General features: G+C 67.4%; 29 protein-coding genes. 19 read left to right on the top strand and 10 right to left on the bottom strand.

The window, feature by feature from the left end; genetic code table 11:
- Window positions 1-7: 7 nt before the first annotated feature.
- The 4 genes from F5544_RS13530 to F5544_RS46325 all read left to right on the top strand — a co-directional run bounded on the left by F5544_RS13530 (window position 8) and on the right by F5544_RS46325 (window position 3,170).
- Window positions 8-1,987 (top strand): aconitate hydratase, encoded by a 1,980-nt coding sequence (locus F5544_RS13530; protein WP_167473520.1) that lies wholly within the window; start codon window positions 8-10, stop codon window positions 1,985-1,987.
- Between the two features lie 159 nt (window positions 1,988-2,146).
- Window positions 2,147-2,407, top strand: coding sequence for an SHOCT domain-containing protein (locus tag F5544_RS13525; protein WP_174867335.1), 261 nt, complete (start codon window positions 2,147-2,149; stop codon window positions 2,405-2,407).
- Window positions 2,404-2,586 (top strand): hypothetical protein, encoded by a 183-nt coding sequence (locus tag F5544_RS13520; RefSeq protein ID WP_167473519.1) that lies wholly within the window; start codon window positions 2,404-2,406, stop codon window positions 2,584-2,586. Before F5544_RS13525 ends, F5544_RS13520 begins: the two co-directional genes overlap by 4 nt.
- Before the next feature lie 104 nt (window positions 2,587-2,690).
- Window positions 2,691-3,170: a hypothetical protein gene (locus F5544_RS46325; protein WP_238847230.1), complete on the top strand. Its 480-nt coding sequence runs from the start codon at window positions 2,691-2,693 to the stop codon at window positions 3,168-3,170.
- Between the two features lie 28 nt (window positions 3,171-3,198).
- Here F5544_RS46325 and F5544_RS13510 read toward each other — a convergent pair whose 3' ends face one another.
- Window positions 3,199-3,981 (bottom strand): acyl-[acyl-carrier-protein] thioesterase, encoded by a 783-nt coding sequence (locus F5544_RS13510; RefSeq protein WP_167473518.1) that lies wholly within the window; start codon window positions 3,979-3,981, stop codon window positions 3,199-3,201.
- Between the two features lie 309 nt (window positions 3,982-4,290).
- On the opposite strand from F5544_RS13510, the gene F5544_RS13505 reads away from it, so the two are divergent.
- The 3 genes from F5544_RS13505 (at window position 4,291) to F5544_RS13495 (ending at window position 7,316) form a co-directional block, all read left to right on the top strand.
- Window positions 4,291-5,667 carry an acyl-CoA dehydrogenase family protein gene (locus F5544_RS13505; RefSeq protein ID WP_167473517.1) on the top strand — a complete coding sequence of 459 codons (1,377 nt, stop codon included), beginning with the start codon at window positions 4,291-4,293 and terminating at the stop codon, window positions 5,665-5,667.
- Window positions 5,668-5,814: 147 nt separating this feature from the next.
- On the top strand, window positions 5,815-6,621 hold the full coding sequence (locus tag F5544_RS13500) for an LLM class flavin-dependent oxidoreductase (RefSeq protein WP_167473516.1): 807 nt from the start codon (window positions 5,815-5,817) through the stop codon (window positions 6,619-6,621).
- Between the two features lie 503 nt (window positions 6,622-7,124).
- A complete protein-coding gene (locus tag F5544_RS13495) occupies window positions 7,125-7,316 on the top strand; it encodes a hypothetical protein (protein WP_167471227.1) in 192 nt (63 codons plus the stop codon).
- Window positions 7,317-7,789: 473 nt separating this feature from the next.
- Here F5544_RS13495 and F5544_RS13490 read toward each other — a convergent pair whose 3' ends face one another.
- Together F5544_RS13490 and F5544_RS13485 are read right to left on the bottom strand one after the other, a co-directional pair.
- Window positions 7,790-8,746 (bottom strand): hypothetical protein, encoded by a 957-nt coding sequence (locus F5544_RS13490; protein WP_167473515.1) that lies wholly within the window; start codon window positions 8,744-8,746, stop codon window positions 7,790-7,792.
- A 289-nt stretch (window positions 8,747-9,035) separates the two neighbouring features.
- A complete protein-coding gene (locus F5544_RS13485; protein WP_167473514.1) occupies window positions 9,036-9,632 on the bottom strand; it encodes an SMI1/KNR4 family protein in 597 nt (198 codons plus the stop codon).
- Window positions 9,633-9,792: 160 nt separating this feature from the next.
- On the opposite strand from F5544_RS13485, the gene F5544_RS13480 reads away from it, so the two are divergent.
- Window positions 9,793-9,960: a hypothetical protein gene (locus F5544_RS13480; protein WP_167473513.1), complete on the top strand. Its 168-nt coding sequence runs from the start codon at window positions 9,793-9,795 to the stop codon at window positions 9,958-9,960.
- 15 nt (window positions 9,961-9,975) lie between these two features.
- Here F5544_RS13480 and F5544_RS13475 read toward each other — a convergent pair whose 3' ends face one another.
- Together F5544_RS13475 and F5544_RS13470 are read right to left on the bottom strand one after the other, a co-directional pair.
- Complete coding sequence (locus F5544_RS13475; protein WP_167473512.1) at window positions 9,976-10,119, bottom strand: hypothetical protein; 144 nt, start codon at window positions 10,117-10,119, stop codon at window positions 9,976-9,978.
- A gap of 109 nt (window positions 10,120-10,228) precedes the next feature.
- Complete coding sequence (locus F5544_RS13470; RefSeq protein ID WP_167473511.1) at window positions 10,229-11,191, bottom strand: ArsR/SmtB family transcription factor; 963 nt, start codon at window positions 11,189-11,191, stop codon at window positions 10,229-10,231.
- A gap of 107 nt (window positions 11,192-11,298) precedes the next feature.
- On the opposite strand from F5544_RS13470, the gene F5544_RS13465 reads away from it, so the two are divergent.
- Window positions 11,299-12,687, top strand: coding sequence for a WS/DGAT/MGAT family O-acyltransferase (locus F5544_RS13465; protein WP_167473510.1), 1,389 nt, complete (start codon window positions 11,299-11,301; stop codon window positions 12,685-12,687).
- Here the strand turns inward: F5544_RS13465 and F5544_RS13460 are convergent.
- Both F5544_RS13460 and F5544_RS13455 read right to left on the bottom strand, forming a co-directional pair.
- Window positions 12,680-13,618 (bottom strand): alpha/beta fold hydrolase, encoded by a 939-nt coding sequence (locus tag F5544_RS13460; RefSeq protein ID WP_167473509.1) that lies wholly within the window; start codon window positions 13,616-13,618, stop codon window positions 12,680-12,682. The genes F5544_RS13465 and F5544_RS13460 overlap by 8 nt on opposite strands.
- A 58-nt stretch (window positions 13,619-13,676) precedes the next feature.
- The gene (locus tag F5544_RS13455) at window positions 13,677-14,135 is read right to left on the bottom strand and encodes a MaoC family dehydratase (protein ID WP_167473508.1); all 459 of its coding nucleotides are present in this window, start codon (window positions 14,133-14,135) and stop codon (window positions 13,677-13,679) included.
- Between the two features lie 125 nt (window positions 14,136-14,260).
- Between F5544_RS13455 and F5544_RS13450 the strand changes: the two genes are divergently transcribed.
- From F5544_RS13450 to F5544_RS13435, 4 genes are all read left to right on the top strand, one after another.
- Window positions 14,261-15,007: a glucose 1-dehydrogenase gene (locus tag F5544_RS13450; protein WP_167473507.1), complete on the top strand. Its 747-nt coding sequence runs from the start codon at window positions 14,261-14,263 to the stop codon at window positions 15,005-15,007.
- A 180-nt stretch (window positions 15,008-15,187) separates the two neighbouring features.
- Window positions 15,188-16,165 carry an alpha/beta hydrolase gene (locus tag F5544_RS13445; protein WP_174867333.1) on the top strand — a complete coding sequence of 326 codons (978 nt, stop codon included), beginning with the start codon at window positions 15,188-15,190 and terminating at the stop codon, window positions 16,163-16,165.
- A gap of 122 nt (window positions 16,166-16,287) precedes the next feature.
- Window positions 16,288-17,508, top strand: coding sequence for a lipase family protein (locus F5544_RS13440; protein WP_167479171.1), 1,221 nt, complete (start codon window positions 16,288-16,290; stop codon window positions 17,506-17,508).
- An 87-nt stretch (window positions 17,509-17,595) separates the two neighbouring features.
- Window positions 17,596-18,654 carry an NAD-dependent epimerase/dehydratase family protein gene (locus F5544_RS13435; RefSeq protein ID WP_167479170.1) on the top strand — a complete coding sequence of 353 codons (1,059 nt, stop codon included), beginning with the start codon at window positions 17,596-17,598 and terminating at the stop codon, window positions 18,652-18,654.
- Here F5544_RS13435 and F5544_RS13430 read toward each other — a convergent pair.
- Genes F5544_RS13430 through F5544_RS13420 form a run of 3 tightly spaced genes read right to left on the bottom strand, consistent with a single transcriptional unit; the run spans window position 18,651 to window position 21,714 of the window.
- Window positions 18,651-19,682 carry a sensor histidine kinase gene (locus tag F5544_RS13430; RefSeq protein WP_167473506.1) on the bottom strand — a complete coding sequence of 344 codons (1,032 nt, stop codon included), beginning with the start codon at window positions 19,680-19,682 and terminating at the stop codon, window positions 18,651-18,653. The two genes, F5544_RS13435 and F5544_RS13430, sit on opposite strands and share 4 nt — an antisense overlap.
- Before the next feature lies 1 nt (window position 19,683).
- On the bottom strand, window positions 19,684-20,385 hold the full coding sequence (locus tag F5544_RS13425; RefSeq protein WP_167473505.1) for a response regulator transcription factor: 702 nt from the start codon (window positions 20,383-20,385) through the stop codon (window positions 19,684-19,686).
- A gap of 6 nt (window positions 20,386-20,391) precedes the next feature.
- Complete coding sequence (locus F5544_RS13420) at window positions 20,392-21,714, bottom strand: hypothetical protein (protein ID WP_174867587.1); 1,323 nt, start codon at window positions 21,712-21,714, stop codon at window positions 20,392-20,394.
- A gap of 134 nt (window positions 21,715-21,848) precedes the next feature.
- On the opposite strand from F5544_RS13420, the gene F5544_RS13415 reads away from it, so the two are divergent.
- From F5544_RS13415 to F5544_RS13390, 6 genes are read left to right on the top strand one after another with little or no spacing between them, the layout of a single operon-like run.
- A complete protein-coding gene (locus F5544_RS13415; RefSeq protein WP_238847229.1) occupies window positions 21,849-22,532 on the top strand; it encodes a glycosyltransferase family 2 protein in 684 nt (227 codons plus the stop codon).
- Entirely contained in the window at window positions 22,525-23,208 is a 684-nt protein-coding gene (locus F5544_RS13410; protein WP_167473504.1) for a TIGR04282 family arsenosugar biosynthesis glycosyltransferase, read from the top strand. Before F5544_RS13415 ends, F5544_RS13410 begins: the two co-directional genes overlap by 8 nt.
- A complete protein-coding gene (locus tag F5544_RS13405) occupies window positions 23,205-23,891 on the top strand; it encodes a class I SAM-dependent methyltransferase (RefSeq protein WP_167473503.1) in 687 nt (228 codons plus the stop codon). The genes F5544_RS13410 and F5544_RS13405 overlap by 4 nt, the downstream gene beginning before the upstream one ends.
- Window positions 23,888-25,066 carry a molybdopterin-dependent oxidoreductase gene (locus F5544_RS13400; RefSeq protein WP_167473502.1) on the top strand — a complete coding sequence of 393 codons (1,179 nt, stop codon included), beginning with the start codon at window positions 23,888-23,890 and terminating at the stop codon, window positions 25,064-25,066. The genes F5544_RS13405 and F5544_RS13400 overlap by 4 nt, the downstream gene beginning before the upstream one ends.
- Window positions 25,063-25,515, top strand: a complete 453-nt coding sequence (locus F5544_RS13395) for a hypothetical protein (protein WP_174867331.1) — start codon at window positions 25,063-25,065, stop codon at window positions 25,513-25,515. Before F5544_RS13400 ends, F5544_RS13395 begins: the two co-directional genes overlap by 4 nt.
- Before the next feature lie 25 nt (window positions 25,516-25,540).
- Window positions 25,541-26,404, top strand: a complete 864-nt coding sequence (locus F5544_RS13390; RefSeq protein ID WP_167473501.1) for an alpha/beta hydrolase family esterase — start codon at window positions 25,541-25,543, stop codon at window positions 26,402-26,404.
- Window positions 26,405-26,429 lie beyond the last annotated feature (25 nt).

The following is a 26,429-nucleotide window of genomic DNA, read 5'->3' as shown; positions in this document are numbered from 1 at the left end:
AGTGCAGATGGCAATCGACAAGCTCCCTGAAAATGGTCCCCAGAACGTCGCGCGCAAGTTGATCCGGTCCCATCTGGTGTCCGGGGTGATGAGTCCCGGTGAGGAGATCGGGTTGCGGATCGACCAGACGCTGACCCAGGACGCGACCGGCACCCTGGTGATGCAGGAACTCGAGGCGCTCGGGCTCGACCGGGTCCGCACCGACCTCAGCGCGCAATACATCGACCACAATCTGCTGCAGACCGACGAGAAGAACGCCGAGGACCACGAGTTCCTGCTGTCGGCGTGCCGCCGGTACGGCCTGTGGTTCTCCAAGCCGGGCAACGGTGTCTCACATCCAACGCATATGCAGCGTTTCGGCAGGCCCGGTGTCACCATGGTCGGCTCCGACTCACACACCCCCGCGGGTGGGGCATTGGGCATGCTCGCGATCGGCGTCGGCGGACTCGAGGTAGCCCTCGCGATCGCCGGACGACCGCTCTACATCCGGATGCCGCAGATCTGGGGCGTGGAGCTGACCGGTGAACTGCCGCAATGGTGTTCGGCCAAGGACGTGATCCTGGAAATGCTTCGCCGCCACGGAGTCGAGGGTGGGCTCAACCGGATCGTCGAATACCACGGCCCCGGCCTGGCGACCTTGACGGCGATGGACCGACACGTGATCGCGAACATGGGCGCCGAGCTCGGCGCCACCACCACCGTGTTCCCCGCCGACGGCATGGTGCGGGAGTTTCTGCGAGGCGAGGACCGCGAAGACGACTACACCGAACTGATCGCCGACGCGGGAGCGACGTACGACATCCACGAGCAGATCGACCTGACGACCATCGAACCGCTCATCGCCAAGCCGTCCTCACCGGGCAATGTGGTGCCCGTCCGCGAGGTCGCCGGGGAACCGGTCGCCCAGGTGGTCATCGGATCCTCGGCCAACCCCGGCCTGCGCGACTTCGCGATCGCCGCCGCGATGGTCTCCGGGCGCCAGACCGATCCTGCCGTCAGCTTCGACATCAACCCGTCGTCGCGGGAGATCTTCGAGGATCTGACCAGGATGGGTGCGACGTTCGAGTTGATCCGCGCCGGGGCCCGCATCCATCAGTCCGGCTGCATGGGCTGTATCGGGATGGGGCAGGCACCCGCGGTCGGGCGAAACTCGCTGCGCACCATGCCGCGAAACTTCCCTGGCCGCTCCGGCACCCGGGAGGACTCGGTGTGGCTGTGCTCGCCGGAGACCGCCGCGGCCTCGGCATTGACCGGGGTGATCACCGATCCCCGAGACCTCGCCGAGCAGCTCGAGCTGACCTACCCGGAGCTGGCCCTTCCCGCGCACGCGTCGGTGAACACCGCCATGCTGGTGCCGCCGCTACCCGAGCAGCAGGCCCGCCAGGTGTCATTGGTCAAAGGACCGAACATTTCCGCACTGCCGGACTTCGAGCCACTGCCGGATGTGATCGAGGCGCCGGTGCTGCTCGAGGTGGGCGACAACATCTCCACCGATGAAATCTCACCCGCCGGGGCCCATGCCTTGCCGTTCCGGTCGAACATTCCGAAACTGGCCGAGTTCACCTATACCCAAATCGACGAGACCTACCCGGCGCGGGCCGCCGAGATCGCTTCCAGCACCGGGCATTTCATCGTCGCCGGCGAGAATTACGGCCAGGGCTCCTCCCGCGAGCACGCCGCGATCACACCCCGCTATCTGGGGCTGCGGGCCGTCATTGCCAAGTCGTTCGCACGAATCCACTGGCAGAACCTGGCCAACTTCGGCATCCTGGCGTTCGAATTCGACAACCCCGACGACTACGACCGGATCGCCCAAGGCGACGTGCTGCATATCGACGGGCTCCGCAAAGCACTACAGATGGCAACCCCGATTTCGGTGCACATCACCGGCGGCCGAGGTGACGACATCCCGCTGCGTCACCGGTTGTCCGAACGCCAAATCCAGGCGGTGCTCGCGGGCGGAATCATCCCCCTGCTCGCCGAATGACCCGGCGGCGGGATCCACGAGGTCGCCTGCCGCATCTCACGCGTACGAGACATTGCGGGGCGGAAAGTCGATCCGGTCGGGGACCATCGCCCCTGCCCACAACGCACCTGTGACGCGCACCCTGACGGTGTCCGGATCGACGCGAGAAGGTGCATGCCGATGATGTGGGGCTACGGCGACAGCTGGGGTTGGGGCGGCTGGATGATGATGGCCGTGATGATGGTGCTGTTCTGGGGAGTGGTGATCGCGGCGATCGTCGCCGCGGTGCGCTACTTCGGCGGAAACCGCACCGCGACAACAGGGTCTGGTCCAACGATCACCGGATCGGCCGAGCGACTGCTCGCGGAGCGCTTCGCCCGCGGCGAGATCGACGAGGACGAATACCGCGCACGGCTGAGCCTGCTGCGAGAACACCGGTGACCAGGCTGCCGCGCGGCGTGACGATCGGCCTGCTCGCCGCGCTCGCCATCGTGCTGGGTGTCGCGTCGACCATTGCCTTCGCGGCGACCGGCGCGCTGCGTCCCCCTTCCGGCCGCTGCGATCCACCAGCGGCCACGGGGCGGATCGTGCACGTCACCGACAACCACCGGGACCGGTGAGACCGCGCCTCCGATCAGGAATCGGCGAGGGCGCGCCCGGGCGCGGAATAAGCTGTCCCGCATCGGGTATCCGGCGGACGAAATCCACCGGAGGAGAAGTTCGTATGACTACTCGGCTTATCCGCTTCGCCGCAACGACCGCCATGGTCGCGGCGGCGGCGGTCGCGACGACTGGGCAGGCGGCGGCAGCGCCGGCGAGCGTATCGATCAACGGCAATATGCAGGTGATGGGCCTGAGCATCCTGCACGTCGACGCGCAGGGGCAGGGAGACGGTCCCGCCACCGGCACCTACCTGGCCACCGCACAGTTGGGCGGCATGCCGCTGCCGGTGCGGGTCACCGGCCCCGTGACCTGCCTGCGTGTCGAAGGCGACACGGTTTCGCTGATCTACCCGATCACCACCAGTGAACCGGTCATGGTGTTCGCACCCGATTCGATGGCGATCCAGATCACCGTCGCCAAGGGCCGCGACGGTGCGCCCAACATGATCGGCTACGGACTGCCCATGCCCACCAACATGTTCCGGGACTGCCAGCCCGGACCGACACCGATGGTGTTCGACGGCACGATCGACATCAGCTGACTCGACGCCCGAACCTGCGGCGGACCGCTCAGGACCGAAGCGATTCGACACGCGCCAATGTCCGTGCGCCGCCGTCGACTTCGAGCTGCACGTGCAGTGCGGAATCGGACCGCCAGGCGCGGATGAGCACGTCGTCACCCGCCATCACCGGGCCGACGTGCTCGACGATCACCCGGTACGGCGGCGTGTGCGCATCGGGGAATCGCGCGAGCGCCTCCTCCACCGCTTCCCAGTGCACGGCGTTGTTGACGTGCCCGTAGTGGTCGACATCGGTCACCCGCAGCGGAAAGGGCCATGTCTCGGCGTCGGCGCGGGTGTGTTCGGCCAACGCGGCTTTCCACCGCAGCCGGTGTTCCGTGGTCGCCGCGAGCATCGGCGCCATGAATCGGTCGCTCATCCGGGCCGGGCGCCCGGCTTCGATATCGACGTGGATAAGGAACATCTCGGTCTCGATCAGGCCACCGTTCTCGCTGCGAACCTGGATGCGCATGTTGCACCACCGATTCGACAGCGCCGACGGCCAACGCCGCAGATGCACCCGGTCGCCGAACTCGATCGGCCGCAGCACGTCGATCACGGTGCGGCGCACGATCCAGCCGGGATGCAGGTCCCCCTCCTCGACCACCTTCAGATGGTCGTACCCGATGTCCTGGAGATATCTGGCCGCCGCGTCGAGCCGTAGCCGCTGCTCACCGTCGGTGTCTCCCAACCGAACCGGCCATTCCTCGTGGAAGGCCCGGCTCAGGTCCGGACACGGCGGCAACGGAAACGCGATGTCGGCCAACCGATCGACGGCGGTGGCGGCACTCATGAACGCTCCTTTCGCAGGCCACGCGCGAGCGTACCGACCGAGGCGCCCGACGGCCCGGCTCGACACGGTACGAACTTGTTACGTCAGGTCGCGATAACCGCCTCGGCCGTCACCCTCGATACCGGTGGTGGTTCGGTATCGACGGACGGCATCCAGGGTTCGGGCTAATACCGAATGTCGTTATCGCCGTGGCGAATACACGGCGATAACGCCAAAACGGGTCCCCGGCGAGAACCGCGTTCACGCGACATCGAGCCCGCGCCGGACCGGGCGAGGTGTCGACCGGCGCTGGCCGGGTATCGAGAAATCGTGACGTTCGACTTGACACCGACGGTCGCGCAGCACGACTTGGTGACGCGCGTACATGAATTCGCGCAGGACCGCATCAGGCCGGTGGCCGCACACTACGACCGGACCCAGGAGTTCCCATGGCCGGTGCTCGAGGAAGCCGCCGAGCGAGGGTTCTACAGCCCGCTTTTCTACCGCGACCTCATCGGTGACCGAACCGGTTTGTCGCTCCCGATGTTCATGGAAGAACTGTTCTGGGGCTGCGCCGGTATCGGATTGGCGATCGTGATGCCCGCGCTGGCCCTCTCGGCGATCGGCCAGGCCGCCACCCCCGAGCAGATGCTGCGCTGGGCGCCCGAATGTTTCGGCACCCCAGGGGATTTGAAGCTCGCTGCGCTCGCGATATCCGAACCCGAAGGCGGCAGCGACGTGCGCAACCTGCGCACGCGCGCCGTCCGCGACGGCGGCGATTGGGTTATCGACGGACACAAGATGTGGATCGGCAACGGCGGCATCGCCGATGTGCACGTGGTGAACGCGGTGGTGGACTCCCGGCTCGGGCACCGCGGCCAGGCGCTGTTCGTCATACCGGGCGGCACACCGGGTTTGGAGCTGGTGCGAAAGCTGGACAAGCTGGGTTGCCGGGCATCGCACACCGCCGAGTTGAAATTCGATCAGGTGCGGGTGCCGAATGATCACCTGCTCGGTGGGCCGGAGAAACTCGAGCACAGGCTGGCCCGAGCGCATGCGTCGGCCCAGGATGGTCGCGGCGACTCGGCCACCATGGGCACTTTCGCGCAGACCCGCCCGATGGTCGCCGCGCAAGCGCTCGGAATCGCCAGGGCCGCACTGGAATACATGACCGACTACGCCAACCGGCGGGAGGCGTTCGGCGCGCCGATCATCGACCATCAGGGCATCGGCTTCCCGATCGCGGATCTGGCGACGCGAATCGATGCCGCGCGGCTGCTGACCTGGCGGGCATCCTGGATGGCGGCCAACGGCGTGCCCTTCGAACGCGGCGAAGGCTCGATGGCAAAACTGGCGGCCAGCGAGGTCGCGGTGCAAACCACCGAACGCGCCATCCAAACGATGGGCGGATGGGGTTACATCACCGATCATCCGGTCGAAAAGTGGTACCGAGACGCGAAGCTGTACACCATCTTCGAGGGCACCAGCGAGATCCAGCGCATCGTGATCTCCGGCGCCCTGGGAGCGGCGGGCGGCAAACCGCCGATGCATTTCGGACTCGAGCCGTCGGGCGGCCCGCTGAACAAGATGTTCGGCCGCGGCACCGAGATCCGGACCAGGGCCGCGACCGCGGCATTGAAGATGAAAGACCATGTGCCGGAACCGGTCAGGAAAGCCGCGATGAAGGTACTTCGGCCACCGCGCTGAGCCGTCCGCGCGACCGCCGCGGTGGATTCACGCTCGGCCGCACCGATGAATTTCGCGCGGATCAGCCGTCGATGTCTCTGAATACCGAATGAGATCATGGTCCGTCAGGAGTGGCTGGTCTCACCGATTGCGGAGAGGAATTCGGTCATGACGAGACCGTTTCGATTCGGGGTCGTCGCCCCGCTCAGAACCGACGTGCCGACGTGGCGAGATCGCGTGCGCCGCATCGCCGACAGCGGCTACTCGACGCTGCTCGTGCCCGACTTCCCGCAGCTGCAACCGGCGCCCGGTCCCATGCTGGCCACCGTCGCGGCACTGACCGACCTGCGCGTCGGCACGTGGGTGTACGCCTCTCCGCTGCGTCCGGCCTGGCTGACGGCGTGGGAGGCGCATTCGCTGTCGCTGCTGACCGAGGGCCGCTTCGAGATGGGCATCGGCACCGGCAGACCGGGAATCGAGGACGAGCTGCGCGACAAGGGGATGCCCGCCGTACCGCCGCCGCACGAGCGGCTGGCACAGATCCGTGAAACCGTCCGGACACTGCGCGAACTCGACGGCCCCGACCTGCACACGCCCGTGGCAATGGCCGTACTCGGCCCGAAGGCCCAGGCGTTGGCGGCCGAGGTCGCGGATACCGTCACCTTCGTGCTGGGCGATCACCCTCGGCACGAAGTCGCGCGGCTGGCAAGCGATTTCCGCGCTCTCGCCGATGTCGAGCTCGCGCTCGCCGTCCCGGTTATCGGCGACACCGTCGCACCGCATATGGCGCCCCCCGATACCGACACCGCCGCACTCCACGCCGCGGACGCACTGACCGTACTTCCCGACGACCCGGCGGCCGCCGCCGAGGAAATCCAGCGACGCCGCGAGGAAATCGGCTTCTCCTACTTCGTCTTCGGCGCCGACTTCGCCGAAAGATTCGCCCCGATCGTCGCCGAGCTCGCCGGACGGTAGCCGGGCGTCGATCACGCGAGCCCGGCGGCTCGAATACGCGCCCCGGCGATGCCGTCGCCTGTGACACCCTCCTTCCGCATCTCCCGTCGATCGGGCGCTCCGCTACGAGATCGACTGCGGCGCAGCACATCCGGATGTGCTGCACTGCTGCTCGCAGCGGCAACGACGACTCGGCGGTTTGCACGGTCATGCCGCCGAGCAAGTGTTGGTCGATCATCCAGATCGCTTGGCTGACAATGCTTTCCGATATCCGCCAATTGCTGATTACCCGATGCTCGAGGCGGCGATCCGTCAGTGCGAGGGTAGGTTGCCCGCTGCCGAGCAGGACGGGCTACGGGGCCGGTAAAGGGGTAGCCGAGTACCGCGGCAGCCGAGCGGGTAACGTCGACATCAATCGAACACGATCTTCGGCCGTCATGCAGGATGCGGCGGGTCGTGGTCGAGTATCGGCCCTCGATCGCGGGCATCAGGCGTTCGGTCGGGGCTACCCGCAAGGAGTCTTCATGGCATCGGCTCGAAGCAGCTGTTTCATCGATCCGGCAATACCGTTCGCGGACGTTCGTGCCGCTGAGAAGGCGGCGCATCTCGAGCGGAACTCGCTGGCGGCGAGGACGACCGCCGTCCACGCACAGGACGCTGCCGAGTGCGCGCAACTGCTGGCCATGCTCGGCCTCGATTTGTCCGAATTGAAGTAGCGCGGGCGAAGTACAACCGGGGCCACGCGAAACCCACATGTCACAACAACCGAGAAAGACAATTGTGAGCGACGAACAACCCCGGGCCCAGCTGTTCAGTCATGAGCACAAGGCTTCCGACAGCGCACCCGCCGACACGGCCCACATCGATCGACGGCCGCTATTCCTCGCGGTGCCCGACGATGTGCGACAACACGACTCTCGGCCCCAAGTCGAGCCCGGGTGAACCGTCCGGGCAGCCTGGACCGCCGATCGACCCACCAACCAGCTGTTCAGACAACAGCACCCAACCTGCCCGAACAGTCGCACCGAAACCAGGGCCCGACGCACCGTGATGCTACTGGCGCGCGTTGATCAGCAGCACTGAGTCACTCCGGATCGATTGTCCGGCAAGACTTCCCAATGCACGCCCATGTCGATTATGTGGCGTCGGCCGCGCACCCCGGCCGAGCAGAACGAGATGCGCATCGCGCCTACCTCAGCGTCGGGTGCGGGAAATCCCAGAACACCCGGGGGAAGAATCCGGCTTTGTAACCATTGAACGTGCCGCGAATGCAGAGTTCGGAGGTCACTCCGATCAGCCGTGGTGACGTTTCCGCTATCTTCGGGACCGGTGCCACTGCTGTTCCGGGTTGGCATTCCTGTGTGGCGGTGTCGAAGGAGTCGACAGCGGCGGAGGCGAGTAGCCAGTCAGGATGGTCGATAGGGGGCGCGGCGGCGATGACGGAGGTGATTCGAGTGTCCGGACCATCGTTACGGATGTCGGTGATCGTCCAGAACAGGCTACTGCCGCTATTCGAGTCGCCCTTGCCAGCCGGGAAATAAGCGTTACCCTGCACCAATTCCGGGTCGGCGACGTAGGCGCTGATCTGGGCCCACAGCGGGACGTTGATCGGCCCTCCCCCCACCTTGCGCAAACACACGCGTCCGGTCACGGTGGCGCCGGGATCCACGAAACCGGTACGGGGCAGCGGACTGCCATCCTCGGGTGCGCAGTCGATCATATGCGGCAAGGAGGAGCCGCCACCGTCACCGTGGTCGTCACGGATCATCATGAAGAATCGCAGCTTGGCCAGATCCGCAGGCGTCTTGTCGATGACCCCGGCGTTCGCGATGTTCTGGGCGCTCACCGTCACCACCTCGCGATCCCCCATCGTTGCGTAGTCGGAGAGCGTGAGCAGCCACGGACCGATCCGACCGGATTGCCCGCCGGCCAACCCGGCGATCGGGCGCGAGGACTCAGCAGCCGCCGCCGGTGACCCCGTCCGCGGTACCAGCAGCCGGATAGCGATAACCCCCACTACCGCCCCCACAGCCAAGGCCACCACCACGATCAAGGTAACTATCCGCCGCCGTAGCACCCCAAGGGCACCGGGCTGCTTTACCTGCGCCTGTTCATCCGGCGCGGAATTGGTGGGTTGCTCTGTCATCACAGCCTCGGGGTGCTCGAACACGGTTCTCGGCCCTGATTCAGACCGCTCGGTATCATAGGCGGCTGGGCGTGACCCGTTTACCCTCAGACCTAACTTTTAGATCATTCCGCTGCTCACGACCGTGACACCAATCGGCCTGCGTCGGTGAGCAGGTCGGCAGGTCCAGTGCCGAGAACGTTCGTACCGCCAACTCCTCGAGACGCCATCGCCGACACCATGGCACGAGCGCTCGCGCCGTTCGAAATGTATTGCGGCTATGGGAAGCACGGCTAGGGCCCGCGTTCCGCTATACGATCATCCGCGGTCGCGGCTGCCGGCTCAGGCCCTCGATACCGCGCTCGATCCAGCTCTCATAGAAGTCGAGGAATTCCGGGCCCAGCTGCCATTCGGCGCTGTTGTACAGCAGGGACACCACGTGTCCGCGAGACTGTCCCGCGGTGATCACCGCCACCACGTCCCCACAGCCGATGTCGGTGATCACCAGGTAACCATGCTCGATACCTTCGTCATCCTCGTCGCGGTAGATCGGGCCGCTGCTTCCCGCTGGAAAGGCCTGCGCGCACGCCGGACTCGCGCAACGCTCCAACTTCGACCACGGAATCCCGTAGTACGGACCACTACCGGTGCCGATCCGACTCAGGAAACCTCGAAAGCCCTCGGGGAGCGGGCATTTCATCGCAGCCTCGAGACGCTGCAGCGCATGTTCCGGTACCGCTCGGTTCTCGTGGCGATGGAGATCGGCACCGAACATCACATAGCCGGGGAGCCGCTGGCCGTCGTCACCGACGAGGTTGGATGCGCCTGGCCGAGGCACATCCAGCTCACGTAGATACGCCAGCCGACTCTCGATCCGCTCCAACCGCTCCCCCAGACCCGTGTCCACTCGCCCATCATGGCAACAGACCATTCGCGACGCCACCGAGTAATCCGGTGATGCGGCGCCCAGGGCCGATCCCGAGGCCACGACGAATCGCCGGTCTACCCCGCGCGCGGCCAGCACGGCATCGATATCGCGCAGGCAGGCCTCGTAGTACAAATAGAGGATGGGACGACAGATAGGTGTCGTGATCTTCGTGCTCGCACTGGTGGCCGTCGTGGTCGCCGTGGACATCCTGTTCTTCAGAGGATATTTCTGGGCGCGGCTGGCCGCGAATATCGGGATCGTCCTGCTGTTCGTGGCGTTCTATCTGCGGTTCTTCAAGGGTTCATGATTCGGTACGGCAGGGCTATTCGATGAACTTGCCGATCAGGAACATCGCGGTGAGAAATCCACCGGCGACGACCAGTACGTAGTGGTCCGCGGCTGTGCCGTAGTCGTAGGCCGATATGGCGACGATAACCGCCATCACGAGAAAAAGAACGCGCTTCATCGCTGACTCCCGCAGACTCGGTCTTCAACCGTAGGAGAAGCGACTTCCGTTGCGCCACAGCGGAATAAATGAATGGCAGCATTCCGGCGACGCCGGGACAGCGGTACGACTACGCGCCCGCGGTGAGCAGGTCCAAACCGAGCGGCGTGCACTGATGCAGGACCGCCTTGCCGTCCCGCTGGGAGATGACCAGACCGGCCTCGCGAAGCGTCTTGGCCTGTAGGGATGCGACAGGCACGGTGACATCGAGATCGCGGGCGAGCTCGCTGGTGGTGCGCTGATGCACCAGCGCCCGCAGCGCGCGGGCGCGGGTGGTGCCGAGCAGGGCCGTGATCGGCTCGGCGGGCGCCGGCGCGTCCAGCAGCGGCAGTGGCGTCGCAGCCGGATAGAAGAGGAGGAGTCTGCCGTCCGGGTGTTGCCCGGCGAGCAGATGCCCCGCCCACAGCAGGGTCGGATAGAGGATGATGCCACGTCCGGTGAGCGTGATGGTGCTGTCGTTCGGCGAGTCGGCTTCGAGGGTTGTGCTGTCGCGCCAGCGGATCGACGGGACGAGACCACTGAGCACGGCGTGCAGGCCGTCGCGAGCAAGAACCCTTGTCCGCCAGGCGGTTTCAGCATTGAAGGCGGTCCGCAGCCGGGGCCACCGCTCGGCCAGAACGGCACGGTAGCCGCTCTTCAGCGCCTGCTCGAGCTCGCGCCAGGCGTCTCGGTCCCGCTCCGCGAGCAGGCGAACCCATGGGGTGACCGGACGATCTATCGCGCACATCCACCGCAGTTCGGCTCGCACCGTGGCGAGCGGCGTCGACATGATCCGATCGATACCCTCGTCGAAATCGACGCTGGGCGGCTCCAGGAAGTCGGGACCCGCGCCGCGCGGCGACACCAGCTGCAGCAGCGGGCGCGCTTGGCTGGGCAATCCCCGCAGGACCCGCTGCCGCCACGGCGCGAAGACCGGATGGGCATCCCGGCGCTGAATCATTGCCATCGCGATCGCCGCTTCGGCGAATGGTAACGGCTGCCCGGCGATCGTCACCCGAAGCAGATCATCGGCGGTGCACTGTATCCGCAACATCGCGCGGCCCCCTGATCGGACTGTACGGATCGAGCTTAAACCGCCCGCGCCGCAACCGCTCTCGCCACAAAGCGAATTTCTAGAACCTGTTCTAGTAGTCTTTCGCTATGGAGCGATTGACCGGGCTTGATGCCAGCTTTCTTTATTTGGAAACGGGGACACAGCATCTGCACGTCTGTGCGCTGCTGATCTTGGATCCCGAACCGGGGCAGTATTCTTTCGAGACGTTCAAGGCCGAACTCGCCAGGCGGCTGCCGTTGATTCCGCAGATGCGGCGGCGGGTGCACGAGGTGCCGTTCAACCTCGACCATCCGGTCTGGGTGGCGGATGGCGATTTCGACCTCGACTACCACGTGCGCCGAGTCGGCCTGCCGGGTTCGGCCGGGCGCGCCGAATTGGCCGAACTGGTCGGCGATATCGCGGGCAGACCGCTGGACCGGGACCGGCCGCTGTGGGAGATGACGGTGGTCGAGGGCCTCGAATCCGGCAAGATCGCGGTGATCTGCAAATACCATCACGCCACGGTGGACGGGATCACCGGCACCAATATGATGATGCACCTGTGCGATCTGGAGCCCGGCACGAGCAGGCCGGAACCCGAACCGTGGCAACCGGAATCGACGCCCGAGGACTGGAAGCTGTTCGCACAGGCCGCTCTTCGCTTCCCGGCCAAGGCGGGCATGCTCGGCATGGTGCCTAGAACTCTCGGCATGGTGGCCGGTTTCGCGCGGCGGCGGCGAAACAACAAGACGGGCATGGCATTGCCGTTCACCGCACCGCGCACACCGTTCAATCTCGCGATCACCCCGCACCGTTCGGTCGCGTTCACCGAAACCGAACTCGCCGGCATCAAGGAGATCAAGACGGCATTCGGGGTGAAGGTCAACGACGTGGTGCTGACCATCGTGGCCGGCGTGCTGCGCAGCTATCTCGAAAAGCACGGCGAGCTGCCGGAGACCTCGCTCATCGCCTCGGTGCCGGTGTCGGTGCACGAATCCACCAGGCACACCGCGGGTATCAACAAGGTGTCGACGCTGTTCTGTCGGCTCGGCACCGATATCGCCGATCCGGTGGAGCGGTTGCGCCAGGTGGCCGAGGCCAATCGCGGCGCCAAGGAGGAGCACGACCTGATCGGCGCCGATTTCCTACAGGATTGGTCGAAGTACGCTCCGCCCAACGCCTTTCAACTCGCCGCCCGGGTGTATTCCTCGCTGAAGCTGTGTGAACACCATCCGGTGGTGCACAACCTGGTCGTGTCGAATGTGCCCGGCCCGCCGATGCCGCTGTACTTCCTCGGCGTCAAGGTGGACGGGATGTATCCGTTCGGGCCGGTGTTCCACGGCGCCGGATTGACCGTCACGGTGCTGTCGAACAACGGCGATCTCGATTTCGGGTTCATCGCATGTAAGGAACTGGTGCCCGATATCGCGGCGCTCGCCGCGGCGGTACCCGAGGTTGTCGATGAATTACTCGATGCAGCAAGGCATTTCAACTGACGTCCGGGACGTCCTGTTCGTCGTCGGCGCCGGACAGGCTCTCCACCGAATCCGCCTGCCGCGCGGCGATATCGGCGCAGGCACGAACCAGCACCGGCACGAAGCGGTCCGCGCGCAGTACGCATGCCGCATGCCCCGCGCTGACCAAATGGATCGTGGCACCGGGAATCATGGTCGCCATCTCCAATTGCCGGTACACCGGAATCGCGTGATCGCGGGTGGTGATCACCACGGCCGTCGGCGCTCGGAGTGCGCCGAGCCACGGACCGGCGTCGAACCGGCCGACCTCGGCGATCACCTGGGCCACCGCCCAGCCGCTGGTACTGCGCAGCTCGCCGAGCGCCCAGGCATTGAATCCATCGGGGGCCCAAGAACATTCGGGCATTTCAGGTAACCGCGCACAGTACTCGGACGCGCGGCGATAGGCGTACGGCCCGAACGCGGCGGCGAGCGCACCGTAGGCCCCGTGGAATGCCCGCTCCCGCCACTTCTCCTGGAAACGGTAGGGCGTCGCGCAGAGCACCAGCCCGCGCACCCGGTCCGGATAACGGTGCGCGGCAAGCAATCCCACGACACCGCCGAGCGAATAACCGGCGCAGATCGCACCGTCGACGCCGAGCGCGTCGAGCACCGCGACCACGTCGTCGGCACAGTCCGCGGTGCGGAACCGGTCCGCGCGGATGCCGCGACCGTGCCAGCGCTGGTCGTAGAGCACCACGCGGAAACGCGCGGCCAGCTCGGTCAGCGCCGGAAACCAGTTGAGATAGGCGGTGCACCCGGCGCCGTGCAGGAGCAGCAGCGTCGGCGCATTGTCCGGGCCCGGTATGTCGACGACATAGGTTCGGCCGCCGGGCAATTCGACGAGCCGGCCGCCGGGCACCGCGCCGCTGCCGGGTACGCCGAATTGTTCGCGCAGGCGGCTCGATCGCATCCGGCGCCTCCTTCACCCGGCCCGAAAATGAAACAGGTTCTACAACGGATGCTACCGCTCAATCCAGCGCGCGGACCAGATACTCCGCGACACACACCGGTTTCTCGCCACCCTCCCGTTCGATGCTCGCCCGAACGACCACCTGCAACCCGCCCGCCACCTCGTCGACGCCGACGATCACGGCCCGGGCCCTGATCCGGGAATCGGCGGGCACCGGCGCCGGGAAGCGAACCTTGTTGAGCCCGTAGTTGAGTCGCGCCGAGGCATCGGTGATCGCGATCAGGTCGGCCATCAGCGGCGGCAGCAGCGAGAGCGTGAGATAGCCGTGTGCGACGGTGGTGCCGAACGGACCGGCCGCGGCGCGCTCCGGATCCACGTGGATCCACTGCCGGTCCTCGGTCGCCGCGGCGAACGCGTCGATGCGCTCCTGCGCCACCGTCAGCCAGCGGCTCACGCCGAGATCGGTGCCCGCGGCCTGCCGCAGCGTCGCCATCGTGAAGGTGATCGGCTCACTCATATCGCCACGGTAGCGGGGAAATCCGTTCGGCCACACCGGAATGGATCCGACCACGGGCGGGCGCGCACCGGGAATTTCGCAGGTAGGTTGACGGGGATTCGGTGACGAGACAAGGAGGTCCCGCAATGGGGCGTTTGACCGGCAAGGTGGCATTGATCAGCGGGGCGGCCCGCGGGATGGGCGCCGCGCACGCACGCGCCATGGTGGCCGAGGACGCCCGGGTGGTCCTGAGCGATGTCCTCGACGAGGAGGGCACCGCGGTCGCCAAGGAACTCGGCGACAACGCCACCTACGTGCACCTCGACGTGCGCGAGCCCGAGCAGTGGCGGGCCGCCGTCGAGGAGGCGGTGCAGCGCTTCGGCGCACTGAACGTCCTGGTGAACAACGCGGGCATCGCGAACGGCAACCTGCTCGCCGATTTCGAACTCGACAAGTGGCAGCAGATCGTCGACATCAACCTCACCGGCACCTTCCTCGGCATGCAGGCCGGGGCGCGGGCGATGATCGAGGCGGGCAACGGCGGTTCGATCATCAACATCTCCTCGGTGGAGGGCCTGCGCGGCACCGCGGGTCTGCACGGCTACACCGCGACCAAATTCGCGGTGCGTGGGCTGACGAAATCGGCGGCACTCGAACTGGCGCAGTACGGAATTCGGGTGAACTCGGTGCATCCCGGCCTGATCACCACGACGATGACCGAGAAGATCCCGGCCGATCTGCTGCAGATCCCGCTGGGGCGCGCCGCCGCGCCGACGGAGGTCTCGGCCCTGATCACCTTCCTGGCCAGCGATGAGTCGTCCTACTCCACCGGCGCCGAATTCGTCATCGACGGCGGTCTCACCGTCGGTATCCCGTACAAGCAGTTCTCCTGAATTCCACGCCGCCCGACCGATTCCGATATGCGCAACTCGGCATAATTCGGCGCGGCGGGCGGCGAAATTTCTCCCGAGCCCATACGCTGGGCCGCGGTTGAGCACCGACTGAACGGTATGTAAAGTCGCGAACGGTTAATCGACTTCACCTCCGCAAACATCCGGAAAACGCTGTGATGAATGGGAGTCGAAATCGTGCTACGCAAAGTGATGACGGCCGGCGCCGCCCTCATACCGCTGATCTCCGGCATCGGCGCCGCGACCGCGGACACCACACCCGCCGCGGCGGTCGTTCGCATCGATCAACTCGGCCCGACCAGGTCGAAGATGCTGATCGACTCGCCCGCCATGCAGCGCGTCGTCGAGGTGCACGTGCTGCATCCCGACAACGACGAGCCGCGCCCGGCCTACTACCTGCTCGACGGCGTCGATTCCGAACCGCCGGAGACCAATTGGACCCAGCACACCGATATCGTGCGGTTCTTCGCGGACAAGCAGGTCAACGTCGTGCTGCCGGTGGGCGGCGAGGGCAGCTACTACACCGATTGGGAGCGCCCCGACCCACACCTCGGCGGCCAGCTCAGGTGGGAGACATTCCTGACCGACGAGCTGCCGCCGCTCATCGACAAGGTATTCGACGGCAACGGCCGCAACGCGATCGGCGGACTGTCCATGGGCGCGGCCTCCGCGGCGATCCTGGCCACCCGCCACCCGGACCTGTACCGCGGGCTCGCGACGTTCAGCGGCTGCATCGACACCCTGGAGCCGAACGCCAAACTGGCCATCCGCGAATCGATCAGCTGGGTGGGCGGCAATCCGGACAACATGTGGGGCCCGGATAACGATCCGGCCTGGCAGGCGCATGATCCGCTGGCCAACGCCGAGGCGCTGCGCGGCAAGACCATCTACGTATCCGTCGGCAACGGCGCCTCCGGACCCGAGACCTGGTCCGATCCGCAGATGCCCGCCGCGGTCACCTTCGGCGCGCTGCTCGAATACGCCGCCCGGCTGTGCACCGAGGAATTCCAGCGCAGGCTCGGCCTGCTCGGCGTGCCGGCCACCTTCGTCTATCGCGAGGTCGGCACCCACTCGTGGCCGTACTGGCAGATCGACCTGCACGAGTCCTGGCCCGCGATAGCCGCCGCACTCGCCGAATGAGATGAATTCTCGGCAACATCGGCGTGTCGCGTGTCGATAATTTCCCTTCATCCTTCGAGAATTTGCGCGGCAATATTCCAGTTAATTGTCAAACCAAATGAGGAGGCGTACCCGTGAGGTCGATGATCGTGCGCATCGGGACGGGCGCGGCAAAAGGTTTCGCGTTGACCGGATTGCTCGCGGCACTGCTGGCCGGAATACCGGGAATCGCGGCCGCGCAACCGATCTATCCGATGCCCGATCCGGATCCTTTCTATGCCGCGCCGCCCGGTCTGGAGAACGCCAAACCCGGTGAGGTGCTCGCGGTGCGGCCCATGCCGCCGATCATCGCGTTTCCGGACACCACGGTCACCCTGGTGAAGTTCCGGTCGACGAGTTCGACGGGCCAGCCGATCGCGGCCACCACCACGGTGCTCACCCCGCGCAGCCACCAACCCGACGGGCCGCTGCTGTCCTATCAGCACATCATCAACGGCCTCGGCGCGCAGTGCGCGGTATCCAGGGTGCTCTACACCCCCGACCCGAATCTGCAGGTGCGCGAGGCGCCCGTGCTCAACGCCGTGCTCATGCGCGGCTGGTCCATCGCGCTGCCCGACCACCTCGGCCCGAACTTCGCCTACGGCGCCGCGAAACTCGGCGGCCAGATCACCCTGGACGGCCTGCGCGCGGTGCGGCAGGTGGGCGAGCTCGGGCTCGCGAACAGCCGGATGGCCATGCTCGGCTACTCCGGCGGCGGCATGGCCACCGCTTGGGCGGCGGCACTGGCCCCGACCTACGCGCCGGAACTGCCGATCGTCGGGGCGGCCGAGGGCGGCGTACCGATGAACCTGGTGAAGATGGTCGAGGGCCTCGGCTACAACCACCACCCGGTATTCGGCCTCGCACTGGCCGCCGCCATCGGCCTCGAGCGGGAATACCCGAAGGAACTGCCGATCAGCGATCACCTCAATGGGCTGGGCATCGTGCTGCGCAACCAGATCGCCAACGGCTGCACCAACGAGATCCTGGCCGCGGGCGCGGGCCACGGCGTACTCGACGTGGCCACCGAGACATCGATGGCATACGACCCGACCGCGCGAAAGGTGTTGGAGGACAACAGCCTCGAACTCTACGACGGCGTGCCGAACGCTCCGGTCTACGAATGGCGGGCCCGGGAGGACGCGCTCATCCCGACCGATGCCATCGATAACACCATGCACCGCTACTGCGCGGCCGGAGTTCCGGTCGAGGCCGACCTCTACACCAGCCCGGACCATCTGAGCACCGCGGTGATGGGCGCGCCCACCGCCGTCGCCTGGATCGATGCGCGGTTCCGCGGCGAGCCCGCGCCGAGCAACTGCTGACGAAAGTGTGACGGAGCGGCCGCGCCGGGCGACTCGGCGGGCCGGAATGGACAGAATCGGTCCATGCCCATCGACAGGACGGCCCCCATGCGCGTATTGCTCACCGGCGCCGCCGGATTCATCGGCGGCCGGATCCATCGTGCGCTGCTCGCGGCGGGGCACGAGGTGACGGCCATCGATGTGATGCTGCCCGCCGCGCACGGTATCGCCGCGAAAACGCCGATGGGCGTGCTGCGCAGGGATATTCGCGACGCCGACGCACTGGATCCGCTGCTGCGCGGCATCGATGTGGTGTGTCATCAGGCCGCGGTGGTCGGGGCCGGGGTGAGCGTGCGCGACGCCCCGGCCTACGCCGGACACAACGATCTCGGCACCGCAGTGCTGCTCGCGGCGATGGACCGGGCCGGCTGCGGCCGGTTGGTGCTCGCCTCCTCGATGGTGGTGTACGGCGAGGGCAGCTATGTGACCGCCGATGGTGTGCCCGCGACGGTGACCAAGCGGACCGTAAGTGATTTGGCCGCCGGATTTTTCGAGTACCGGTCACCGGAAACCGGTGCGGCGCTGGACTGGTCGCCGGTGTCCGAGGACGCGCCCGCGCGGCCGCGCAGCCTGTACGCGGCGAGCAAGGTGGCACAGGAGAATTACGCCGCCGCCTGGGCCGCGGCCACCGGCGGCAGCGTGACGGCGCTGCGCTACCACAACGTCTACGGGCCGGAAATGCCAAGGGATACACCGTATTCCGGGGTGGCGGCGATCTTCCGGTCGGCGCTGGAGTCCGGGCGGGCGCCCGAGGTGTTCGAGGATGGGCGGCAGGCGCGGGATTTCGTGCACGTCGACGATATCGCGGCGGCCAATCTCGCCGCGGTCGAGCGGCCGCTGGACGGATTCGTACCGCTCAATATCGCTTCGGGCCACCCGATCACCATCGGCGAGGTGGCCGCGCTGCTCGCCGCCGCCCGCGGCGGCCCGGCGCCGATCGTGACCGGCCGCTATCGCGCTGGCGATGTGCGGCATATCGTGGCCAGCCCGGAACGCGCCCGCAGCGCGCTCGGATTCACCGCACAGATCACACCGATGGCCGGTCTCGCCGAATTCGCCTTCGCCCCACTGCGTTCCGCTGCGGGTGTCGGCGCGCCCGCGCTCTAGGCCCCTGCCGTGCTCAGTGGCAGCCTGACCTCGAAACGGCAACCCCGGTCCCGGTTTTCGGCGGTGACCTCGCCGTTGTGCGCGGCGACCAGACCGGCCGCGATGGCGAGGCCCATACCGCTGCCCGCGGGGACGCCGTCGGATGCGACCGGGGATCGCGCCGCGGTGCCGCGGTAGGCCACCTCGAAGATGCGCGGCAGGTCCTCCGCCGAAATGCCGGGGCCGGTGTCGTCGACGCGGGCCCAGGCGTGGTCGTCGGCGGCGCCCGCGGAGATGTCGACCCGCCCGCCCGGCGGGGTGTGCGCGATGGCGTTGGAGACCAGGTTCGTCAGCACTCGGCCGAGGGCTTGGTCGTTGGCGGACACCATGATTCGCGCATCCGGCTGGTCGACGTGCAGGTCGACATGCGCGCGTTCGGCGGTCGGGCGGTTGGCGGCGAGCACCTCGTCGATGAGCTCGCGCAGGTCGACGGGTTCCAATTGCAGGCGCAGCGCGCCCGCGCTGATCTTCGACATCTCGAACAGATCGTCGACCATATGGGAGAGCCGGTTGGTCTCGCGGCCGATCTGCTCGGCATAGCGGGCGACATCGGCGCCCTCGGTGACAACGCCGTCGGACAGCGCCTCGGCCATGGCCCTGATACCGGCCAGCGGGGTGCGCAGATCGTGGCTCACCCAGGCCACCAGCTCGCGCCGCGACCGTTCCGCGGCGCGTTCCTGTTCGCGGATCTGCTTCTCCCACACCATCTTCCGTGCCTGCTGTCGACCGAGGAATACGGCGGCGGGCACGGTGACGGCGGCGACGACGGCCAGCACGATCAGGGTGCGCTCCAGCGCGTCGGTGAACATCAGCCCGCTCACCACGATCATGCCGACCAGTGCCGATACGATCGGAATCAGCACCAGCACAACCATGCTCAGCACCAGCGAGCGATTCCGGTTGATATGCAGCAGCACCGCGCCCACCGCGACCACCGGCACCGATCCGGCCAGGGTGTACGCGATCAGATCCGCACTGTTCTCGGCCATTTCACGCTTCCTTCTCGGATCCGTTGCGCGCCCACACATAACCGCGGCCCCACACGGTCTCGATGCGGTGCCGCCCGCCCAGCTTGGCGCGCAGGCGTTTGATGTGCACGGTGACCGTGGACAGGTCGCCGAATTCCCAGCCCCACACCTGGGCGAGCAGGTCCTCGCGGCTGAACACCTGCCCCGGATGATTCAGCAGGAAGATCAGCAGGTCGAATTCGCGCGGCGTCAATTCCGCGGGCGCACCGTCGATCAGCGCGAGCCGGGCCGCGGGGCGCACCTCGATGGGGCCGTCGCGCAGAACCTGTTGCGGCGTCTCGGGCGGTTCGGCCCGTGTCGACCGCCGCAGCACCGAGGCCACCCGCAGCGCGAGTTCGCGCGGGCTGAACGGTTTGGTGACGTAATCGTCGGCGCCCGCCTCCAGGCCGATCACCCGATCGTCCTCCTCCCCCAGCGCGGTGAGCAGGATGATCGGCGTGCCGGGGCGCGGGCCCGAGCGCACCGCGCGGCAGATCTCGATGCCGTCGGGCGCGGGCATCATCACATCGAGCACGGCCAGCTCGACCTCCGCACCGCGCTCCGCCAGGGCGGCCAAAGTGGTCGGCCCATCCCCGGTTTCGACGACGGAAAGCCCGTCGCGCTCCAGATAGCGGCGCACGACCTCGCGTACCACCGGATCGTCGTCGGCAACCAGAATGGCCATGGCCCCTTACCAATTCGTGAGGATGAGATGGACGAGCAGCAGCGCGCCCGCCGCCTGCACCGCCAGCCAGGCGCGGGCGGCGGGCCGGGGGAGGAAAGCGGTGGCGGCGAGCAGCCAGACGGTGAACGGCAGCCAGATCCGTTCGGTTTCCGCCTTGCTCAGCCCGCTCGCGTCCGCGGCCAGGATGGCGGCGAGGCTCGCCGCGACAAGTAATGCCGCCGGATTCAAGGCGCGCAACGTATTCCGCGTCAACACCCGGGGCAGCGCGGCCGGTGTCGCCAGCCCGACCGCGCACACGGTGGCGGCCAGATTGCCCCACCACCAGTACCCGAACGGGCGCTCGCTCGCGATGCCCTGGTAATACCGTTGCACCACAAGGTGATAGCCGTCGAGCCACCAGAATCCGGCGATGGTGAAGGCCGCCACCACCAGCAGCGCGCCCACCAGCGCCGGGAATACCGGCCACAGCGCCCGGCGCGACAACAGCACAGCGGCGGCGGGCAGCGCCATCAGCACCAGGCCGTAGTTCAGGTAGATACCGAGCCCGAAGAGCGCTCCAGACGCCAATGCCATTACCACCCTTGGCTTTTCGCTGGTGGCGCAGGCGAGCAGCGCCACCGCCCACGCGGTGACGCCCGCGAAGACGGCGTCCGCCGATACCGCGATCCAGATGGCGGCCGGCGCGAGCACCAGGAACGGCAGCGCAGCCCTGGCCCGATCCTCGGCGCCGAGCGCACGCAGCGTCACCGCCACCGCGAGCACGGCGCTACAGCCGATCAGCAGGCAGGCGACGGCCGCCCAGGCGCCGCCGACGAGGCCGACCCGGTCCAGCAGCACGAAGAACAGCAGCGCGCCCGGCGGATGACCGGAGACGTGGGTGGTCCAGGAGTCCGGCTGGAAGTCGAGGATCCGGCCGGTGAAACCGCGCAGCATCGCCGGAATATCGGTGACGCCGCGCACCTCCTTCAGATATTCGTTGGGGTCGAGTAGGCGGTCGGTGAAGCCACGCCGCCAGCCGTCGACCATGGCCAGCGCGAAGGCCCACCCGAGCGAGGTCAGATAGGCGGCGCCCAGTAGAGGTCGCCACGAAAGGCGCGCGGCGAGCGCCGGGCCGTAACCGATGACCAGTAGCGCGATCACGATCGCAGGCCCGCTCCCCCAGCCGATATGCGGCAGCCAGTTGCCGAATATCGGTGCTGCGCCCGCGTAGAGCGAGCTCCGGAAATGTTCGCCGGAAATTCGCGGAACGATGAAGGCCAGGGCGACCAACGCTGCGGCCAGCGCGGCGGCGATCAGGCCGGAGCGGTGTGTCCGGAAGGTTCGGGGCAGTACTTCGGTGCCGAGTTGCACGAAATTCACCTTAAGCCGGTCCGCCCCGGTCACGCGGTGGCTCTTGACGATGTCAGCGTTTCGTCACCGTTTTTTCGGGTCCGCCGCGGCCGGTGCGGCCTACGGTCGGACAGGTGACCGAAACCGTGAACCAACCGAGCAGTGTGACGGTCGTTATCCCGTGCCGCGACGAAGCTGAGGCGTTGCCGAACGTCCTCTCCGCAATTCCGCCCGGCTATCGCGCACTGGTTGTCGACAACGGGTCCACCGACGACACCGCGGCCGTCGCCCGGCGCGCGGGCGCCCGTGTCGTCGGCGAACCGCGGCCCGGCTACGGGTCGGCCGTGCAGGCGGGTATCGCCGCCGCCGATACCGAGCTGATCGCCGTACTGGACGGCGACGGATCCATGGACCCCGCCGAATTGCCAACGCTCGTCGCGCTCGTGCGCGGCGGTGCCGATCTCGCGGTCGGCAGGCGGCGGGCCGTCGGCCGGGGCGCCTGGCCATGGCACGCGCGGCTGGGCAATCGATTGATCGCGGGCAGGCTGCGCCGCGAATTCGGTGTGCCCGTGCACGATATCGCCGCCATGCGGGTGGCGCGGCGGGATGCGCTGCTCGCGCTCGGCCCGCTGCATGCGCGCTACGGCTATCCGCTGGCCCTGCTCATCGCCGCGGCCCGGGCGAAATGGCAAGTGGTGGAACGAGATATCAGCTACCGACCGCGAGCGGGCGGCGTGTCGAAGGTGTCCGGATCGCTGCGCGGGTCGCTGCGTGCGGTCCGGGACTTCTGGTCGGTGCTGGGGGCCGGGCATGAGTGAAACCGTCGCCGCGACCCTACTGGTGATCGCCAAGGCGCCCGTCGCCGGATTCGCGAAAACCCGTCTCACTCCGCCGCTCACCCCGGCCGAGGCGGCGACGGTGGCGGCGGCTTCGCTGCTCGACACCCTGGATACGGTGCGGCGCAGTGGGATTCGGCACCGCGTCGTCGCGTTCACCGGCGATATCGCCGCGGCCGAGAGCGGTGCCGAATTATCACGGATGCTCGGCGAATTCGAGATCGTTCCGCAGCGCGGGAGCACCTTCGGCGAGCGGCTGGCCAACGCGCACGCCGACGCGGCCCGCTGGGGTGCACCCGTATTGCAGATCGGCATGGACACACCGCAACTCGCCCCGGCCACCCTGACCGCGGCGGCCCGTCTGCTGACCGGAACGGGCGACGCCGTGCTCGGGCCCGCCGCCGACGGCGGCTGGTGGGCGCTGGGCCTGCCGTCGCCGCAGCCCGCGCGGGCGCTCGTCACGGTGCCGATGTCCACCGACCGCACCGGTGCGCTGACACGTAAGGCGGTGCGCGACCGCGGATTACGCGTACGGAATCTGCCGCTGTATCGCGATGTCGACACCTTCGACGATGCCCTGCTCGTCGCCGCAGAGACCCGGGGGCGGTTCACGGACGTGCTCACCGAGTTGTCCGACCGGCGAATGGCCTTGCGATGAAGGAGCATTCGCCCGATCTATTCGACTGGGCGCTGACCGGAACGGCCTGCTGGGCGCGCACCGGCGACGGACGACGGCACCGGCTGCCGACCGGGCGCTGGCTGGGCCTGGCCGAGGTGGATCCGGCCGCCGACCACGCGCTCACGGCGCGTTGCGATGGGCCGACGCTCGATCTCGGCTGCGGGCCGGGGCGGCTCGTCGCGGCGCTGCTGCGGCGCGGCGTGATCGCGCTCGGCGTCGATATTTCGCCGATGGCGGTGGCGATCACCAGATTTCGCGGCGCGCCCGCGCTGCGGCGCGACCTGTTCGGTCCGCTGCCCGGCAGCGGACGGTGGGCGTACGCGATACTCGCCGACGGCAATGTCGGAATCGGCGGCGATCCGGTGCGGCTATTGACCAGAGTTCGAGAATTGTTGGCCCCCAACGGTATCGCCATCGTCGAATGTGCCCGCCCCGGATCCGGTATCGTATCGCGACCCATTCGGCTGGAGTCGCGCGGGCGAGTCGGCGAATGGTTCCCGTGGGCTCAGGTCGCCGTCGACCGGATCGGTGCGATCGCGGATCCCGCCGGGTTCCGGGTGCTGGAGACCGCCGCGGTGAGCGGACGGCATATCGCATGGTTGGGTCGAGCTTCCGAACCGATCATCGACACGCCGCCGAGCGACGGAGCGGGGGCGGCATGAGCGAGTCGGCCCAACGCGCATCCCACACGCCGCCACCGACCACGAGCACGAGACACCGGCCACTCACTTCGTCGGCGCGCGGCCCGCAGGTGGCCAGCCGGGTCGGAATCGCCCTCGGCGCGGCCGTTCTCATATGTTTCGGCACCGGGCTGCTGAGCCATTGGATTCAGCATCCACCGTCCTGGTTCCAGTGGCCCGCACATCCGGTGTGGCTGTATCGGGTCACTCAGGGCACGCACGTCATCACCGGAGTCGCGGCGATTCCGCTACTCCTGGTGAAGCTTTGGGCGGTGTATCCGAGGCTGTTCAACCGCCCGGTATTCGGCTCGCCGTTGCGGATGCTGGAGCGCGGATCCATTGCGCTGCTGGTGGGTTCGACGATATTTCAGCTCGGCACCGGGTTGATCAATATCGCGCAGTACTACCCCTGGAAGTTCTTCTTCACCACCACGCATTACGCCATGGCCTATGTCGCGGTCGGCGCGCTCGCGGTACATCTGGCAGTGAAGCTGCCGGTGGTGCGAACGGCGTTGCGGGACAAGGATTCCAGCGAGCAAACGGATGAAATCGGCCCGCGAGACGGTGTTTCTCGCCGGGCCGTGCTGACCGCGGCCTCGGTCTCGGCGGGCGCCGCCGCGGTGGCCGTCGCCGGGCAGACCGTACCGTTCCTGCGCTGGGCCGCGGTGCTGGCGCCGCGCAGCGGTCAAGGGCCACAGGGCGTTCCGGTGAATCGCAGCGCGCTCGCCGCGGGCGTCGACGAGCTCGCCCGCGATCCGGAATACCGGCTGACCGTCACGGTCGGCGGGCTGCGCCGCCGGTTCAGCCGGGCCGAATTGCTCGCGCTGCCACAGACTTCGGCGCAGTTGCCGATCGCCTGCGTCGAGGGCTGGTCCGCCGGGGCGCACTGGTCGGGGGTGCGGCTGTCCGAACTGCTCGCGGCGGTGGGCACATACCGCGGCGGCGATATTCGCTTCGATTCGCTGGAACGCGGCGGTCTCTATGCCACCTCGGTGCTGCCGCACCACCACGCGACCGATCCGGACACCTTGATCGCGCTGTCGCTCAACGGTGCACCGCTCGATATCGACCACGGCTACCCGTGCCGCCTGATCGCGCCGAATCGTCCCGGCGTGCTACAGACCAAATGGCTTTCCGGAATCGAGGTGCTGTCGTGATCGTCATCCGCGCCGTACTGCTGCTGGCGGGCCTTGCTGCGCTCGCGTACGGTCTCGACCTGTTCACCGGTTTCGGGACAGCGGATCTCATCTCGATCGGGCTGTGGTTCGGCGCCGGAATCCTGCTGCACGACGCGGTATTCGCGCCGCTGGCCGCCGCGGTGGGACTGGCCGGACGAGGCGAGCTGCCCGCGCGGTGGTGGCCGCTCGCCGCCACCGGCGCGGTGGGCACGGTGACGCTCGTGCTGATCGCCGCCCCGGTACTGAACCGCGCGCACGCGCATCCGGACAACCCGACCGTGCTCGACCGAAACTATCCGCTCGGTCTCGCGCTCGCCGTCCTGCTGCTGTGGACAGTTGTCATCGCCATCGGTTGCCTCCGAAATATCAGAATCACCAAGCGATTCCACACGGTCGTGCGCGGCAGGCGGCCCGCGCGCCGATCATGATCGGGATGTAGCAGACTCGAATATCGTGCGATCCCTCACCGAGCTCGTCGACAGGCGCGGCGCCATCACACACGATGGTCGCCGCCGCGATTACCGGCTGGTGCACGCCGCCGACCCGAAACCCGGCGCCGCACTGGTGCTGGTGCTGCACGGCACCGGCGAAACCGGCGATTCCATCAGGGAATTCAGCAACCGGGCCTTCGAGACGTTGGCCGCCACCGGCGCGGCCGTCATCGCGTACCCGGGTGCGGTGCGGCGCGAATGGAACGGCGCGCGCAAGGCCGTGATGTTCTGGCGCGGCGCGAAATCCGTCGACGACGTCGGTTTTCTGCGCGCGCTGATCAATGAGCTCGCGACATCCGGCCTGATCGATTCGCGGCGGGTTTTCGTGATCGGCTATTCGCTGGGCGGGCAGATGACGATCCGTCTGCTGCACGACGCGCCCGAACTCCTGGCGGGTGCGGCCTTGATCGCCTGCAACCAACCGGCGCCGGACAACCTCGCGGCCTCGACCAAGCCGCCGGTCCCATTGCCGCTCTTGATATTCCACGGCACCGCCGATCCGGTGTCACCGTATTCCGGTGGCACGGTGAGCCTTTACGGTCTGTTCCCGAAAGGCGGGCACCTGGCCACCGCGGAAACCGCGGCATATTTCGCCGCGCGCAACGGGATCGACACCGGGCCGTCCTTCCACTGGCTGCCGGGCGGACGGGTGTGCCGAACCGAATACCGGGCCACCGGCCGACCTCCGGTCACGCTGTACTCGATATTCGGTGGCGGACATCACATTCCAGGCGTATCGACGACGGGCACGTGGCTGCGCGGGCCGGTCGCGCCCGAACCGGATACGGTGACCGTCTTCGCGGAGTACTTCGGCCTCACGATCTGAAATTGCGCCGCGCCACATCCATGGC

Source organism: Nocardia arthritidis (assembly GCF_011801145.1).
In the GTDB taxonomy this organism is placed as follows: Bacteria; Actinomycetota; Actinomycetes; order Mycobacteriales; family Mycobacteriaceae; genus Nocardia; species Nocardia arthritidis_A.
Note: the sequence above shows the minus strand (reverse complement) of the source record. Positions and strands in the feature narration are given on the sequence as shown.